This window comes from Flavobacterium sp. HBTb2-11-1, assembly GCF_009826975.1.
Taxonomy (GTDB): Bacteria; Bacteroidota; Bacteroidia; order Flavobacteriales; family Flavobacteriaceae; genus Flavobacterium.
This window is the reverse complement of the sequence record NZ_WUMO01000001.1, coordinates 644661-661248: the sequence shown is the minus strand read 5'-3', so window position 1 is coordinate 661248 and position 16588 is coordinate 644661. Positions and strand designations below refer to the sequence as shown.

Below are 16588 nucleotides of genomic sequence, written 5' to 3'. Positions count from 1 at the left end.
AGTTCGCAGAGTTTTCCCGCAAAGTTCACTAAGCTTTGCGAACTTTTGTCAAAGACAAGAACTCAAAGCTTAGCGATCTTTGCGTATTCTTAGCGCGCTTTGCGTTAAAAAACTTTTGCAGTAAAACTAAACTAACATGAATACTTTCAAATCTATTTTTGAGCAATATAATTGGGATGAAACCCAGTCCAGAATATACAAAACCACATCAAAAGATGTCGAAGTAACTTTGGCTAAAATCAAATACAATCTGGATGATTTTCTGGTTTTAATCTCTCCTATTGCTCAGAATTATTTAGAACAAATGGCCCAAAAATGCCATGAAATCACTAAAAAACGTTTTGGAAAAACGATTCAAATGTATGCTCCATTATATTTGAGCAACGAATGCCAAAATATCTGCACTTATTGCGGATTTAGCTTAGACAATAAAATCAAAAGAAAAACCCTTTCTGATACTGAAATAAAACTTGAAGTTGAAGCCTTAAAAAATACAGGTTTTGATCATGTTTTATTGGTTACTGGAGAAGCAAATTATACCGTAAATATCAATTATTTCCTAAATGCAATTAACTTAATCAAAAAAGATTTTTCAATTATTTCTGTCGAAGTGCAACCGCTTTCTACAGAAGATTATCAGCGTTTGCATGAAGCCGGAGTCTATTCGGTTTTGGTTTATCAGGAAACGTATCATCAGGAGGTTTACAAAAAGTATCATACAAAAGGCAAGAAATCAAATTTTGATTATCGATTGGAAACTCCTGACCGAATTGGAACTGCTGGAATTCATAAAATTGGCTTGGGTGTTTTATTAGGTTTGGAAGACTGGCGAACTGACAGTTTTTTCAATGCTTTGCATTTAGATTATCTACAGAAGAAATATTGGCAGACAAAATATTCGGTTTCCTTTCCACGCCTGCGTCCGGCTGAAGGAATTATTGAACCGAATTTTATTATGGATGATAAAGATTTGACGCAATTAATCTGCGCTTACAGATTGTGGAATGAAGATTTGGAAATTTCGATTTCAACTCGTGAAAATGAAAAATTCAGAAACAATATCATTCCGATTGGCGTTACAAGCATGAGTGCTGGCTCAAAAACCAATCCTGGCGGTTATGTTGTTGATCAGCAATCTTTGGAGCAATTTGAAATCAGCGATGAACGCTCAGCAGAAGAAATTTCAAAAATCATAAAAAATGCAGGCTACGAACCTGTTTGGAAAGATTGGGACAAAGCTTATAGTTAAAATATTTCAAGTTTCAAGTTTCAAGTTTCAGGTTTCAAGTTTCAGGTTTCAAGTTTGAATACTTAACATTTTACAATTCACAATTCACAATTAAAAAAATGAGCATCATAAAAGAATTCCTTCGTTACAACAGACAAACCATCCTTCCTGAAATTGGAGACGAAGGCCAAGAAAAATTAAAAAAAGCTCGAGTTTTAGTAATTGGCGCCGGTGGTTTAGGCTGCCCGATTTTACAATATATTGCAACCGCTGGAGTTGGTTTTATCGGAATAATGGATTTTGATACGATTGAAATTCACAATCTTCATAGACAGATTTTGTATACTGAAAATGAAATTGGCCAACATAAATCGATTGTTGCCAAAGAAGTCGTTTCAAAACTAAATCCGTTGATTGAAGCTGTTGCAATCAATGAAAAATTAACTGCTGAGAATGCCTCAGAAATCATTCAACAGTATGATATTGTTGTGGATGGTTCTGATAATTTTTCGACCCGTTATTTAGTAAATGATACTTGCGTTCAGCTAAAAAAGCCTTTGGTTTACGGAAGCATTTTAAAATTTGAAGGCCAGATTGCTGTTTTCAATCATAACGGAAATAAAAATCTTCGTGATTTATTTCCAGAAATGCCAGATCCAAGAGATGTTCCGAATTGTAATTTAAATGGTGTTTTAGGAACATTACCAGGAATTATTGGCAATATGATGGCGCATGAAACATTAAAACTGATTCTTGAATTGCCAACTTTACAAAATGAATTGGTAATTTTCAATACTCTAAATTGGAACTTTACAAAGTTGAATTTCTAAAAAACAACCTCATCACCAACAGAAATAATTCCTGAATTCAAACTCACAATATTAGTTCCGAATAAAACCGAATTATCAACATTTCTATACTTGCTTAAAGTTTTCAGAGGTTCTTTTTTTAAACGCCCATTTTCCGGATCATTATTCACCATAACACATCTTCCGCAGGGTTTTATATTTTTAAATTGAACTTCTCCTATCGCAAAAGTCTTAAAATCATCTTCTTCATGAGGATTTCTAGTACTTACTACAAGGTTTGGGCGAAATCTTTTTATGGTAATTTTTTCGTCTAATTTATCATTCAAAAAATCCAAACTTTTAGATCCAATTAATAAATATGGATAACCGTCTGCTAGACTTACATTGAATATTTCTTTTAATCTAGAGCTTTCATGTTTGCGATCTCCATTTTTTATTATTTTAACCAATTTGCATTCAAAACCTAAATGCTGGCTAAACCATTTTGAAGTTTCAAGATTCACTTCAACCACTTCGCTTTTATCATCCCAAACATTTACTTCTATAGCTTTTTCTAAATGTTCGTTAATAGAAAATTCATGTTTTTGATCTTGAAAAGCAATACTGATTTTCCCATCTGAAATCTGTGGATAAAACTGACTCATGACACGATGTTCTCTTTGCGTCAGCATTTGATTTTCTGCATCAACAAGCATCCAACGGCGATCGTTTTCAAATCCCATTTCTTCAGCTTTTGCAGACTCCAAACTGATTCCTGCCAAACTTTTTATCGGATAAATATAAATTTCTTTTACGATGTAAATTGCACTCATTTTTTATTTACTTTTTAAAATGGACATAAACTCTTCACGATCAATTTCGCGGCAGCCTAAACTTTCCAAATGCGGATTATATACTTGACAATCCAATAACTTATAATTTTCTTTCTTCAAATATAAAGCTAAAGCAATAAAGGCTGTCTTTGAAGCATTTGAAACTTTTGAAAACATACTTTCTCCGCAAAAAACATTTCCTTTTCCTAAATCTATTCCGTAGAGCCCACCAACCAAAACATCATCCTGCCATACTTCAACCGATTTTGCCACTCCTTCTTCATTCAATTTGCAGTAGGCTTCAATCATTTCATCCGAAATCCAAGTTCCATCCTGACCTTCTCTTTTTATCTGCTGACAGTTTAAAATTACTTCTTTGAAATTTTTATTATAAGTAACCTTAAATATTTTCTTATTGAGAATTTTTCGCATGCTTTTAGAAATCGCCAATTCATCAAAAAATAATACCATTCGCGGATCTGGCGCCCACCAAAGAATCGGTTCTCCTTCATTGAACCACGGAAAAATACCGCTTTTGTAAGCCAATAGCAAACGTTCTGGACTTAGGTCTCCTCCTATTGCTAAAATTCCTTCTTCATCAGCTTCTGTAACTGGCGGAAAATATAAATCGTTGAATAAATAGTACATTTTTAAAAATAATCAATTTTTAAATTCCAATACTGAAATTCCAAATTCCAAACTATATGCAAGTTTTAGTTTTAAACAAAAGAAATCAAAAACAAAATTCCAAATTCCAAATTCACGAGAATGAATTGGAATTTGGAATTTAGTAAATTGAATTTTAAACTCTTAGAATGGCAAATCGTCTGGTTCGTCTTCGTTTAAGTTTGTTGCTGGAGCAAAAGTTTCTGCTGTTGGCATTGGCGGTGCTTGTGTAGGAGCATCAGCGCCCATTCTTTCGATTCTCCAACCTTGAATACTATTGAAATATCTAGTTTCTCCTTGCGGATTAACCCATTCTCTTCCTCTTAAATTGATAGAAACTTTTACCGCATCTCCTTGTTTATAGCTACTCAATAAATCGCATTTATCTTGTGTAAATTCGATTAAAATATGCTGTGGATATTGCTCCTCAGTAGTAACAACTAACTCTCTTTTTTTGAATGAGGCACTAACTTGCTGCTCTGGGTTAACCACTTTTACTTTTCCTGTAACTTCCATCTTCGTCTATATTAATTATTGTTTCTATTTCTTTTATTTTTTAGCTAAAAGCACTTTCCAAGCCGATTCTACATCGCCATTATCCAAGTATTTTTTGGCTTCCAAATGTACTTTTTTCTGATCATCTGAGCTTAAAACTCCTTTGACTGCGAAATTTTCTTTCACAAATATACTAACTTCTTCTATTGTAGGCAAGGCTTCAATATTACCAAGTTTTCCTAAATCATTCCCATCAAAAACAGGGCTTTCTTTTACAAAATTTGGTATCGCATCTACTCCTACTCCTAGTGTTGTTAAGGGTTTTGCTACTTCAAAAAGTCCTTGGTTTGACCTTGAATACCAGTTATTTCCCAACCTCGAAACCAAATCAATTTTGTGTTGGTCAATCGCTCCATTTTCATCTAAAATAGATTCGTCAATATGAATTTTCACCACTTCGCACAAAATCAAATTTCCTGCTCCTCCTTCTGTTCCTAACGGAATAATCTGTGTAATCTTGCATTCAAATTGAACTGGAGATTCTTTTACACGAAAAGGTTTTACTAAATCTGAAGGAATTTGAGTTAATCCAGCTTTAATAAATTCGTTTACGTCGTCTGCATATTCTGTACTTGCCAAAGATGTCTGCTGCACAATATCATAGTTCACAACATTTATCACTACTTCTCGAGTCGCTTCGGCATTAATCAAAGTGTGTTTGATTGTATTATCGCGAACACGCCTTGAAGGCGAAAAAACCAAAATCGGCGGATTGGCACTAAACACATTAAAGAAACTGAATGGAGATAGATTTGGAATCCCTTTTTTGCTAATTGTGCTTGCAAAAGCAATAGGTCTTGGTCCGATTGAACTCTGCAGATAGCCTTGCAATTTGGCCGTTGGAATCTCTTTTGGGTTAACGCTGATCATACTTTAAAATTTGGACAGAATCTCATTTTAGCAGCTACAAAAGTATTGAAATGGTTTAATTCGAAGAAATAGTTTTACAGATAAAAACGAAAAAACTTTCCGTATCGGCAAAATATAAAATGTGTATATTTCGTTATATTTATACCTCAAAAAAACTGATATGTCTTTTTCTGAAAGAACAAATACAACCCGCTGGATTATTATTTCGGTATGTTTTATAATCATTTCTTTAATTCTTTGGAACACTTATACTTTCTTCCAAATTTTTAAAAATGAGGAGCGTTTGAAAATGAACCTTTTCGTGAAGGCGCAAATTACGATAGTGAACGCTGATGAAAATACCGATGTAGAACTTCCTCTTCAGATTTTCAACAATAATACTTCGATTCCAGGTATAATAATGCTGTATGATAAAGTAGTAAGTGCAGTAAATGTTCCTGACGAAATCCTTAATGACAAGAAAAAAAGAACTGCTTTGTTAAATAAGCTGAAAAACGAAAATGAACCTATCACTTTTGAATATGCTCCAGGAAAATATCAGACATTGTACTATGGCAACTCTTCATTACTGAACAAACTCAAATATTATCCGATTGCCCTGCTTCTTATTATATTCTTGTGTATTGCTTTAATTTATAATTTTTACAAAAGCACTAAAATGGCGACCCAAAACAAACTTTGGGCAGGAATGGCGAAAGAGACAGCACATCAGATTGGAACTCCTCTTTCTTCATTAATTGGCTGGGTAGAAATATTAAAAACCGAAAATATAGATTCGTCGATTAGCACTGAAATCGAAAAAGATATCGAACGTCTGCAGACCATTACAGATCGTTTTTCTAAAATTGGCTCTATTCCTGTTTTAGAACTTCATGATATTGTAGAAGAAACCAGAACGGCTTATGAGTATTTGCAATCTCGTTTTTCTAAACAAGTTGCTTTTTCATTTCATGCTCCAGATTCTCCTATTTTAGGAATGATAAACCCAACTTTACATAGCTGGACGATCGAAAACTTGGTTAAAAATGCTATTGATGCCATGAAAGGAAAAGGAACTCTTGACCTTCAAATTGAGCAAGATGCACAGCAGGTAAAAATTAACATTAAAGATTCTGGAACTGGAATTCCTAAAAAGCAGTTTAAAACTATTTTTGAAACCGGCTTTACCACCAAAAAACGTGGCTGGGGTCTTGGACTTTCTTTAACTAAAAGGATTGTAGAAGAATACCACAACGGAAAAATTAAAGTGCTTCATTCTGAAATCGGAAAAGGAACTACTTTTCAGATTGCTTTAAATAAAAAAGTGCAGTAATAAATTTACTGCACTTTTTATTATTTGTTTTGTCAGACTGATCGAAATCGAAGTCTTTACAAATTCGATTGAATATCTTTTGCTAAAGCTTCAAACTCTTCCTTTGAAAGTGAAACTTTATCAATAAAACGCATTTCATCCATATGATTTAGCGGAATCAAATGTACGTGTGCGTGAGGCACTTCAAGTCCAACGACGGCAATTCCGATTCTTTTGCATGGAACTGTTTTCTCTAACGCTGCAGCCACTTTTTTAGAGAACTTCATTAATCCTAAATACAGTTCTTCATCCATATCAAAAATCTTATCGATTTCTTGTTTCGGAATACAAAGCGTGTGTCCTTTAGCGTTTGGATTCACATCTAAAAATGCTAAATAGTTTTCGTCTTCAGCGATTTTGTATGCAGGGATTTCTCCGTTTACTATTTTAGTGAATATTGAGCTCATGTTTATTTGTTTAATCGCTTATTCGTTTAACCGATTTAACGATTAAACGGTTAAACTAGAATTAGTCTCTCGTGATTTCAAGAATTTCAAATTTTAAAACTCCATTTGGAACTGTAATTTCTGCTACTTCTCCAACAGATTTCCCCAGCAAACCTTTTCCGATAGGAGAAGTTACCGAGATTTTTCCTGTTTTTAAATCTGCTTCACTTTCTGCAACAAGCGTATATTTCATCTCCATTCCATTGCTTTGATTTTTGATTTTCACATTAGATAAAACCAAAACTTTAGAAACATCCAATTGAGATTCGTCAATTAATCTTGCATTTGCATATACTTCTTCAAGTTTAGCAATTCTCATTTCTAATAAACCTTGCGCTTCTTTTGCTGCATCATATTCTGCATTTTCAGACAAATCTCCTTTATCTCTTGCGTCTGCAATATCTTGAGATGCCTTTGGACGCATTACACTCTTTAAATGCTCCAATTCATCTTTTAATTTTTTTAATCCTTCTGCTGTATAATAAGATACTTTACTCATAACTTCATCGTTTATATAAATACAAAAAATCCCATCGCGACGGGATTTTCTTACCACAAATATACTATAATTTTTAATAGTACATAATTATATGTTAATCATATAGATTTCAAATCTAAATAAATTATTTTTGTTTTAACTAATTCTTATTCAAATAATGAAAAAAATCTGGTTTTTTATAGCATTTACAGCTATTTTATTCTCTTGCAGCGACAACAACAGAAGCAGTAACAATCCGTATATTCCGAACTATTCGATAAACGCGTATCTGGACACTAATCTTCCAACTTATAACAAATTGCTATATCCGAGCAATCCTGTTTATGTGGCCAATTTTGGAGCAAAAGGAATTATTGTAATGAAAACCGGCGAAGGAACTTATACTGCTTTTGATGCAGCTTGTCCAAACCAAGCTTTAAATTCTTGCGATGCAATGACAATTGACGGAATTTATGCTGTTTGTTCTTGCGATAAGACTCAATATAACTTATTCACGGGACTTGGCGGAAAAGAATATCCGATGAAACAATATCGCGTCGAATCTTCTGGAACTGTTATTCACGTATACAACTAAATACAAAAAAAGCCTGAAAATAATTTCAGGCTTTTTTGTGTGTCTTAGTTTCATTAGAATTTCAAACTCAAACCAATTAAGAAATTTGTTCCTGCTTGTGGATAATAGTACGGATAAACATCCCACATCGCTCCGTTTGAAACATATTTTTTATCGAAAATATTATTTACTAAAGCTGTAATTGTGATTGATTGAAAAATCGTTTTGGGTTTTATTTCATAAGATGCATTAAAGTCGTTTACAAAATAATCGGCCAATTTAGCTGCCGGAAGTTCAATATTGTTCATGTATTGTTCTCCAACATATTTTTGCAATAAGGATAGATACAATCTCTCCATAGGTTTATACACAATCACATTTCCTGCAATCACTTCTGGAGAATAGGCGATTTTGGTTGTTCCGTAATATTCTCCATCAACAGCTAAATCTACATTTTTGTTGCTGCTTAAAGTAAAGTTTGGTCTTAATGTGAATTTTTCAGAAAGTGCAATTGTTGCATCAAATTCAAAACCCAAACGGTAACTTTTCTCTGTATTCGCACGAATCGGATTTCCGACATCGTCTAATCTTCCAGTTAAAATCAACTGGTCTTTGTATCCCATGTAATACACATTAGAATTCAATTGAAATTTCTCTGAATTGAATCTCCATCCTAATTCAAAATCATTTAGCTTTTCTGGTTTTACATTTCCGCCTTCGTAATCGGTTCTGTTGGGTTCACGATTTGCTCTTGCGTAAGAGAAATATAAAGTGTTTTTTTCGTTGAAAGCATAATTCAAACCAGCTTTTGGATTGAAGAAATTGAAAGTATCATCTACCAAACCTGTTTCTGCGCTATTGGCTTTGTAACGAACTCTCCTATATTGCAAATCTCCATAAAAACTTAATTTTTCTGTAAATTGATAATTTGCTTTCGCGAAAATATTACCATCAGTTTTTGCTGAATAATCATCATAATAATGATCTCCTAATTCTGATTGTGAAGCGTATCTCGCCCAGATTACTTTTCCGAAATGATCTCCTTCATATTTATTCCAGCCTCCTCCTAAAATAACATTTAGTTTTTCGGTTACATATTTAGCAGAAAAAGTAGTTCCGTAGAAATCATTATCTAACCATTTTTGACGCACTAGATCTGTAGTTGTAACTGTTCCAACAGGATTTAAATTATAATCAGCCATATCTGCATCTTCTTTATAATTTTCGTAATATCCTTTTCCTTTCGTATAATGAAATGCTAGGTTTGTACTCCATTTATCAGAAATAGATTCACTCCAGTGCAATTGATAATGATCTTGATTGTAATTATCAGTTTCATTATCGTAAAAACGCACATTTCCTGCTTCGTCAGTATACATTCCTGCCGAATTGAAAGTGCGATCTTTATTTAAAGTTTCGCCATCAATTCCATTCCAAGATTGATACGTTTTTTCAGTTCCTCCAAAAACCAATGCTTTGATTAAAGTTGTTTTTCCAACATAAGTCCCTTGCAAGAAATATGATTTTAAATCTGAACTTGCTCGATCAATAAATCCATGAGATTTTATGGTAGACAAACGTCCCGCAATTTCAAAATGATCATTCAATAAACCTGTACTAAACTTTACTGTGTTTTTAAAAGTATTAAAAGATCCCGCAGAACTTGAAATTTCGCCAGTTGCTTTATTGGCATAACTATCTGTTAATAAATTTAAACTAGCACCAAATGCTCCTGCTCCATTTGTTGATGTTCCAACTCCTCGCTGCAATTGAAGACTTTCTACAGAAGAAGCAAAATCGGGCATATTTACCCAAAAAGTTCCCTGACTTTCTGCATCGTTGTACGGAATTCCGTTTATGGTTACGTTTACACGTGTAGCGTCGCTTCCACGTACTCTGATTCCAGTATAACCAACACCGTTACCAGCGTCTGAAGTAGTTACAACTGAAGGGAGATAGTTCATCAGAACCGGAATATCCTGACCTAAATTTCTATACTTAATTTCCTTTTTATCCATATTACTAAAACTCACAGGAGTTTTTGAAGTAACCCGAACAGCAGAGACTAAAACCTCATCAAGCTGATTCACTTTTGTAGAATCTTGCTGTTGTGCAAAAGAGAAAAGAGAATAGAAGAAAGAAAATAGAAGAAAGAAAATAGGTTTACAGTTCAACTTTGAACCTTTAAACCTTTGCAACTTTGTGCCTTTAGAAGCACCTTGAAAAATAGTTTTCATTCGTAAAGAATTACGAATAAAAGGGGGAATTATTCTTTTGTTAAATTAATAAATGTGTTTCCCGACAAAATAAAGTGTGCACGCTCGATAGTGTCGTTTTTCCCTTAGCAACATTACTCGCTCAGGTTCTTTGGGTATGATCTCAGCTCGTTATTTAGAGCACCCCTTTGAGACAGTGCAAAGGTAATGTTAAAAATTCCAAAAATCAAATTCCAGATTCCAAGAAAATACGCTGTCTTTAAAATCTAAAAACAAAAAATTCCAAAAACAATCTTTCAGTATTGCTATTGGAATTTGGAATTTTAAAAAATTGGGTTTTACTCCAAGTTAGGTTTTCTTCGGGATTGCTTCAAGTCAGAAAGATTCTTTTTGTCTTTAATTCTTTTCTTGATCACAGCCTTTGGAACTTTTGTAGCCTTTCTTACTTTTGGCACATACAGTCCTTTTCTGATAATTTCTAAGAATCGCTTTATTACAATTTCTTTATTTTTAAGTTGGCTTCGGTCTTCGTCGCAGTTTAAAATTAAAATGTTTTCAGAAGTCAATCTTGCCGAAATATTTTCTTGCAACAGTAATTTTTCTTCATCAGACAAGGCTTGAGAAGCATTCAGATCAAAATTCAGAACAACTTTAGACGAAACTTTATTCACGTTTTGTCCGCCAGAACCGCTGCTTCGAACGGCCTTAAAGTTTAATTCTGATATGATTTTGTCTACATCCATATTATTGTGGTTGATGCGCCGCTTTCAACAAATCATTTACCGTTTTCACCGGATTAAAAGTAATTAATGGAACCGCAACAAAAACGGTCAGCCAATTAGCCATTGATCCATTCCATAAACCAGGTAATTCGTAGCTTCTCACTGTTTTCCCATCAACACTCTTTTCTACAATAAAACCCGCTTTTTGATCTACAAATTGTAGTAAATCGAATTTTTCATTTCTGTAATTTTTTATACCGCAAACCAAATCTACGGGATTAAAATGTGTTGCTCCTGCTAAAATTGCCTGTTGCTTCTTACTTGTCAAATCTACTTGAGAAGTTTCAACAATTTGAAGAGAATTCACCCCTTTATCATTCATTACCCAAAATGGTCCTCCTCCCGGTTCTCCTTCATTTTTAACCATTCCACAAACACGTATTGGTCTATCTAAAAGCTCCTTAATTTTACTTATTTTATTTTCAAAAGTAAATTTGCTGAAGTCATTATTCATTTCAACATTTAGCTCTTCTTTTAAAAATAAAACAATATCTGCCAAATGATTTTCTTTAATCTCATTTTGGTCAATTGCCTTTAAGTACGAAAAAACTTTTTGCTGTATTTCGATTAAAACGCCTGCCAGTGCTTTTTTATATAATGTAATTTTATCAATATGATTCTGAATGACATTATCTATATTTTTAATGAAGATAACGTCAGCGTCAAGATCATTTAGATTTTCAATCAAAGCCCCATGTCCGCCTGGTCTAAAAACTAAATTATCATTTTTATCTTTTACCAATTTGTTTTCCTCATCAATAGTGATTGAGTCTGTACTTTTATTTTGGTACGAATACCCAATATTAATTTTAACTCCAGCTGGTTCTTCAATTTTTTCTATAACTTCATCAACACCTTCATAAAACAAATTCTGGTGAATTTCTGAAACGGTAAAATGTAAATTAGACACCTTATTTGAAGTAGCATAATGTATACACTCATTTAAATGCTCTTCAATTGGGGTTGCAATGTGTGTTTCGTACCGATGAAAAGGCAATACCGCTTTTGGTTTATTAGCAAAGTTGAAATAATCAGGAGATAATAATAATTTTATAAAATAATAATTCTTGTAATCCCTTTCAAATGTTTCAAAATCAGGATAAATTTCTCGTAATTTTTGATCTATAGCTTTGAAGAAAGGAAACTTATCCATTCCGATGATGAAAATGGCAAGTTCTTTATCTTTTCTTCTATTGATATAAGCATTGATAGTTTCTTTTTGAATATCAAAATCATTCAAAAATGCATTCAAAAATTTAAACATCCTAGTTGCAGCACCTGATGCTGGAACAAACTTTTTAATTTTTAAGTTTTCTTTCTGTTCATCAAAAAAAACCGCTTTTTCTTCGAACTCATTTTCCGACAAACTTAAAATTCCATTAGCAGTTGTGGCCGGACTAACTAAATTGCTTTTTGCAATTCCGTTGTCAAGAATTTCCATCTGTTTTAGAATTTTTTCAAAAGGAATTCCTCTATCGTAAATTTGAACGAAATCTGATGATGTAAATCCTTTTTCTTTAGCAAGAGTTAGTTCACCAATAATAGCTATTGCTTTTGCTAAACGTGTTTCTTTGTCGCCAGATAAGGTTATAAAAGGCTTTTTTGTATCGATTAAAGTTTGTTTAAAAACAGAAAATACCGTTTCCCGTCCTTCTGGAGTGTCACGAATATCGTCTTTCTCCCAAGGAACATCAATATCAGTCAGGAAAAACAAATCGTACTCGTGTTTTAATGCCGCTTCATTTAAAAGCGGATCACAAAAACCATAATACATTTCAGAAAACACTTTGGTTACCATTAAATTGGTATCACAAAACAAGTATTTATTTGCGTTTGCCAGTTTTTCGTTTTCCAATGCAGTCTGACCATAAGCAATTGGCATTATATCTTCGGCTACACAAATATGCTTGTTCTCCTCCCATTTTTCCTGCAAGTAGTCGCGTGCAAACTCGGGAACCCATTCGGTTTCGTAGTAATCTGCAAGCTGTTTTGCCAAGGTTGTTTTTCCTGTACTTTCAGGACCAAACAAAGCAATTTTTATGATAGTTGTTTTTTGCTGTCTAAGATCTTTCTCCATTCTAAATAAGCTGAAATAGCCAAAATTGTAAAAATTATATACTGAAGTGACAGCATCCCTAAACCACGATAAGCGTAGAGAGGCACAACAATAATGTCACCAATAATCCAAAGTGTCCAGTTTTCTATTTTTTTTCTGGCCATATACCACATTCCCGCAAAAAATATTCCAGACGAAATCATATCAACATAATTGTCGGGATGTATTTCGTAATCAAAATATTTATAAATCCCGAAAACTACAAAAACAGTCACAATAAACAGTAAGATTCCAATTATTTTTTCATTAAAATTTGTACGGGTAATTGGCAGATTATCATCAACTGGTCCGCCTTTTGCCCAAACGTACCAACCGTAAATACTCATTATTGAAAAATAAGCATTAATAATCATGTCTCCGATATAACCTGCAACGTAAAGAAGATAAACCGATATTACAGTGGCTATTAATCCTGTTGGATACACCCAGATATTTTCTTTTTTTGCAAACCAAACACTTAAAATTCCACATACAAAAACCAAAAACTCTAAGGCAATATGCCATAAAGGTGCATTTTTGTAACTATTTAGAAAAAAATCTATCATTTAAATGTGGTATTTAACATTTATAACTCAAAAAAACGACTGTTATTTTCAAAAGCAGTTCCGATAACAACCAAATCCGCGCCAGCCTTATATGCTTTTTGAATTCCGTGCAAATCTACAATTCCTCCTCCAACAATAACAGGAATTTGAATGTTTTGAGCAACAAGCTCAATCATTTCTGTCGGAACAGACTGTTTTGCACCGCTTCCCGCTTCTAAATAAATCAGTTGATTTCCTAGCATTTCTCCCGCCTGAGCTGTCGCCAAAACCAAATCAAGATTTTCACGACTTAAAGGTTTTGTTTTACTTACACGGGCAACGGCAGTTTCGTTACCGCTTTCTATTAAAATATATCCTGTAGAAATAACTTCAAGATTAGTTTTTTTAAGAATTGGGGCGGCTTGAACTTGATATTCAATCAAATAATCTGGATTTCGGCCAGACAATAAAGACAGAAACAAAATACCATCGGCTTTTGGTGAAATCTGAGAAGGATCGCCAGGAAATAAAATAACTGGTAGATTTGTTTTTTGTTTTAATGCAGTAATTAATTCTTCTAAAATAGTATTCTGAACAATGCTACCTCCAACAAAAATATGAGTTGCAGGCGATTGGTTAATTTTCTCAATTAAATGATTGATATTTTCCAATACAATTTTATCAGGATCCAAAAGCACTGCCAGTAATTTTTGGCCATTGCTTTTAGCTTCTAAAATCTGTTGTCTAATAGTAAGAATTTGTTCTTGCATACGAGGTGTAAAAGTAAAAGATTTTTAATGCAGAAGAACTATTTTGAATGAATTATATTTGTTCAACGTCTTTTGACAATATAAATAACACATTATGATTACAGTTGAATTACTAGAAAAGTATGGAGTTATAAAAAAATCATTTGATAAAAATGATATTATTTTCGAAGAAGGAAATCTGCCCCTGCATTATTACCAAATTATTTCTGGCGAGGTAAAAATGAGCAATTATAATGATGATGGACGTGAATTTATACAAGGTATTTTTTATAACGGGCAATCTTTTGGCGAGCCACCATTATTTTTAAATCAAAAATATCCAGCAAATGCAATTGCTGTAGAAAATACCGAAATTTTTATTCTTCTGAAAGAAAACTTCATGAAGCTTTTAGAAGATAACCCAAAAGTGAGCATCAAAATAATCGAAAATCTAGCGCAGAGATTGTATTATAAATCGATTATGGCAGCAGAAATTTCTACACACGAACCCGAACATCGCGTATTAAAACTGATTGATCACGGAATCGCTTATTTCAATTTTCAAAAAGATAAAAATGGTTATCTCATAAATTTTACCAGACAACAAATCGGCGATTTAACTGGTTTACGTGTAGAAACGGTTATAAGAACGATAAAAGCATTGGAAAAAAAAGGTGAGTTGAAGATTATTAACCGAAAAGTATACAGATAAAAAAAATCTCGTTTTATGATTTTAATCATAAAATGGAGTACTATTGTAGCTGTAATTTTGTTGATATAAAAAACTGAATATCATGACACTATATCAAACAACATTCGACATTTTCAATAGAAATTATATGGGCTCTGCTGCAATGGCAGTAATCGGACAAAGCTGTTTAGGAGGCGCTGCAGCCATGTATGTTTTAGCCAACGGAACTTCTATTCCGCAAATGATTCAGCTAGGAATCATTGTTTTAGCTTGCGTTTTCGCAAATACATCTATCTTAGCACAAATGAAACACAAAGTAGTTTTCAATCTTATAATGCTAAGTGCATCTTTAAGTTTGTTCTTTATACTTTTGAATAGTTTTATTCTATGAAAAAACAAATAGAAAATAGAGCCGATGTTTCCTTTTTGGTTCATCAGTTTTATACTAAAATAAGAGCCGATCGAGAAATCGGCTTTTATTTTAATGAAATGATTTCTGATTGGGATGCGCATCTCGAAAAACTGACTGACTTTTGGGAAACTAATCTATTTGGCGTTCGCAAATACAAAGGAAATCCGCATGCTGTTCATAATGAAGTTGATGCTCATTTTGATGAAAAAATTACACCAAATGAATTCGGAATCTGGTTAAATCATTGGTTCCAGACTATTGACGAATATTTTGAAGGAGAAAACGCTGAAACACTAAAAAGACGCGCACGTAAAATGAGTACTTTTCTATACATGAGCATGTTTCAGCACAGACAAAAAGAAAGTGAAGTTTAAACTAAAAACTGAGACTGAGACTAAAATCTATTTCTCAAAAGCATAAACCAAAGTAAAAGTTCCATCAAAATTATCAGATTTGACTTCCTGATAATGTACATCAAAATCTTTAACTAAATCATCAAAATGAAGACTTGCCTGCGTTTGGGTTTCTCCTAAAGAGAAGTTATTTACATTGATATGGTCTTTAAAACTTATACCTTTTTCATTTCTTATTTTAAAGATTGCCTCTTTGGCTCCCCAGATTACGGTAAGTTTTTTTATGTATTCTTCTGTAGATTTCGGTTCTAAATACGTGCATTCATAATCGGTAAACTTGTCTGCAATTCTCTGGATTTTCTCTCGTTGTAATTCCATGTCAATTCCAACCTTTTCTTTGCTTATAATAATCGCCGCAAAATGGTACGAATGTGTAATTGAGATATGATTATCACAGTCAAAATACGGTTTTCCGAACTCATCATAATGCAGGTCTTTATCTGTAAAACCCATTTCCTGAATCAGCATTCTAACGCTCAAGAAAGCACGCTGATGCATCTGCGACTTCATTCCGTCCAATCTACGCTGTGTCTTTTCTTTCAAAGTTACTCTGTTATACAATTCCTCAAAAGATTCGGTTATTTCCCAAATTAAGATTTTAGTAGTTGCATTGAATTGTATGGTCTGAAATAAAGGCATTACTTTTTAATTATGAATTATTGGTGGTAAATTTTAAACCATATAAGCCATTTAAGAAAATATAGCTGGCGGCTTAAAGAATGCATTAGTAAATATAAGCAATTCGCAACAAAGGTAATAGTTTCCGAATCTTTTTTAAATGAACTTACATCACTTATACGGTTAAAAACGATTTTTAGATTAACATTCTAGAGATTAAGAAATTAAAGATTTCACAAATCTTACAGAAATTAGTAAAATTAAAAACCTATTACGTA

The 16588-nt window shown here is 33.1% G+C and carries 19 protein-coding genes; 7 read left to right on the top strand and 12 right to left on the bottom strand.

The window, feature by feature from the left end:
- Positions 1-136: 136 nt before the first annotated feature.
- Together thiH and GR162_RS02910 are read left to right on the top strand one after the other, a co-directional pair.
- On the top strand, positions 137-1249 hold the full coding sequence (gene thiH / locus GR162_RS02915; RefSeq protein WP_160780926.1) for a 2-iminoacetate synthase ThiH: 1113 nt from the start codon (positions 137-139) through the stop codon (positions 1247-1249).
- A gap of 98 nt (positions 1250-1347) precedes the next feature.
- A complete protein-coding gene (locus tag GR162_RS02910; protein ID WP_160780925.1) occupies positions 1348-2058 on the top strand; it encodes a HesA/MoeB/ThiF family protein in 711 nt (236 codons plus the stop codon).
- Here the strand turns inward: GR162_RS02910 and GR162_RS02905 are convergent.
- The 4 genes from GR162_RS02905 to GR162_RS02890 form a co-directional block, all read right to left on the bottom strand.
- A complete protein-coding gene (locus GR162_RS02905; RefSeq protein WP_160780924.1) occupies positions 2055-2849 on the bottom strand; it encodes an MOSC domain-containing protein in 795 nt (264 codons plus the stop codon). The two genes, GR162_RS02910 and GR162_RS02905, sit on opposite strands and share 4 nt — an antisense overlap.
- Positions 2850-2852: 3 nt before the next feature.
- Positions 2853-3497, bottom strand: a complete 645-nt coding sequence (gene aat / locus GR162_RS02900) for a leucyl/phenylalanyl-tRNA--protein transferase (RefSeq protein ID WP_160780923.1) — start codon at positions 3495-3497, stop codon at positions 2853-2855.
- Between the two features lie 162 nt (positions 3498-3659).
- On the bottom strand, positions 3660-4031 hold the full coding sequence (locus GR162_RS02895; protein ID WP_008466752.1) for a DUF3127 domain-containing protein: 372 nt from the start codon (positions 4029-4031) through the stop codon (positions 3660-3662).
- Between the two features lie 33 nt (positions 4032-4064).
- Positions 4065-4940 carry a flavin reductase family protein gene (locus GR162_RS02890; RefSeq protein ID WP_160780922.1) on the bottom strand — a complete coding sequence of 292 codons (876 nt, stop codon included), beginning with the start codon at positions 4938-4940 and terminating at the stop codon, positions 4065-4067.
- 160 nt (positions 4941-5100) lie between these two features.
- Between GR162_RS02890 and GR162_RS02885 the strand changes: the two genes are divergently transcribed.
- Complete coding sequence (locus tag GR162_RS02885; protein WP_160780921.1) at positions 5101-6252, top strand: PAS domain-containing sensor histidine kinase; 1152 nt, start codon at positions 5101-5103, stop codon at positions 6250-6252.
- Positions 6253-6308: 56 nt separating this feature from the next.
- Here GR162_RS02885 and GR162_RS02880 read toward each other — a convergent pair whose 3' ends face one another.
- Entirely contained in the window at positions 6309-6698 is a 390-nt protein-coding gene (locus tag GR162_RS02880; protein WP_160780920.1) for an HIT family protein, read from the bottom strand.
- Between the two features lie 61 nt (positions 6699-6759).
- Positions 6760-7236 (bottom strand): transcription elongation factor GreA, encoded by a 477-nt coding sequence (gene greA, locus GR162_RS02875; protein WP_008466743.1) that lies wholly within the window; start codon positions 7234-7236, stop codon positions 6760-6762.
- Positions 7237-7393: 157 nt separating this feature from the next.
- Between greA and GR162_RS02870 the strand changes: the two genes are divergently transcribed.
- Positions 7394-7810 carry a hypothetical protein gene (locus tag GR162_RS02870; protein ID WP_160780919.1) on the top strand — a complete coding sequence of 139 codons (417 nt, stop codon included), beginning with the start codon at positions 7394-7396 and terminating at the stop codon, positions 7808-7810.
- Positions 7811-7863: 53 nt separating this feature from the next.
- Here GR162_RS02870 and GR162_RS02865 read toward each other — a convergent pair whose 3' ends face one another.
- The 5 genes from GR162_RS02865 to GR162_RS02845 form a co-directional block, all read right to left on the bottom strand.
- Positions 7864-10026 (bottom strand): TonB-dependent receptor, encoded by a 2163-nt coding sequence (locus GR162_RS02865; protein WP_160780918.1) that lies wholly within the window; start codon positions 10024-10026, stop codon positions 7864-7866.
- A 317-nt stretch (positions 10027-10343) separates the two neighbouring features.
- Entirely contained in the window at positions 10344-10748 is a 405-nt protein-coding gene (gene arfB / locus GR162_RS02860; protein ID WP_160780917.1) for an alternative ribosome rescue aminoacyl-tRNA hydrolase ArfB, read from the bottom strand.
- Position 10749: 1 nt separating this feature from the next.
- The gene (locus GR162_RS02855; protein WP_160780916.1) at positions 10750-12864 is read right to left on the bottom strand and encodes a DUF4301 family protein; all 2115 of its coding nucleotides are present in this window, start codon (positions 12862-12864) and stop codon (positions 10750-10752) included.
- Positions 12825-13448, bottom strand: a complete 624-nt coding sequence (gene pnuC / locus GR162_RS02850; RefSeq protein WP_160780915.1) for a nicotinamide riboside transporter PnuC — start codon at positions 13446-13448, stop codon at positions 12825-12827. The genes GR162_RS02855 and pnuC overlap by 40 nt, the downstream gene beginning before the upstream one ends.
- Positions 13449-13468: 20 nt before the next feature.
- Positions 13469-14197, bottom strand: a complete 729-nt coding sequence (locus tag GR162_RS02845; RefSeq protein ID WP_160780914.1) for a geranylgeranylglyceryl/heptaprenylglyceryl phosphate synthase — start codon at positions 14195-14197, stop codon at positions 13469-13471.
- A gap of 94 nt (positions 14198-14291) precedes the next feature.
- On the opposite strand from GR162_RS02845, the gene GR162_RS02840 reads away from it, so the two are divergent.
- From GR162_RS02840 to GR162_RS02830, 3 genes are all read left to right on the top strand, one after another.
- Positions 14292-14888 carry a Crp/Fnr family transcriptional regulator gene (locus GR162_RS02840; protein WP_160780913.1) on the top strand — a complete coding sequence of 199 codons (597 nt, stop codon included), beginning with the start codon at positions 14292-14294 and terminating at the stop codon, positions 14886-14888.
- 82 nt (positions 14889-14970) lie between these two features.
- A complete protein-coding gene (locus tag GR162_RS02835; RefSeq protein ID WP_008466731.1) occupies positions 14971-15258 on the top strand; it encodes a hypothetical protein in 288 nt (95 codons plus the stop codon).
- On the top strand, positions 15255-15653 hold the full coding sequence (locus tag GR162_RS02830) for a group III truncated hemoglobin (protein WP_160780912.1): 399 nt from the start codon (positions 15255-15257) through the stop codon (positions 15651-15653). Before GR162_RS02835 ends, GR162_RS02830 begins: the two co-directional genes overlap by 4 nt.
- A 27-nt stretch (positions 15654-15680) precedes the next feature.
- Here GR162_RS02830 and GR162_RS02825 read toward each other — a convergent pair whose 3' ends face one another.
- A complete protein-coding gene (locus GR162_RS02825) occupies positions 15681-16331 on the bottom strand; it encodes a 4'-phosphopantetheinyl transferase superfamily protein (protein ID WP_160780911.1) in 651 nt (216 codons plus the stop codon).
- Between the last annotated feature and the right edge of the window lie 257 nt (positions 16332-16588).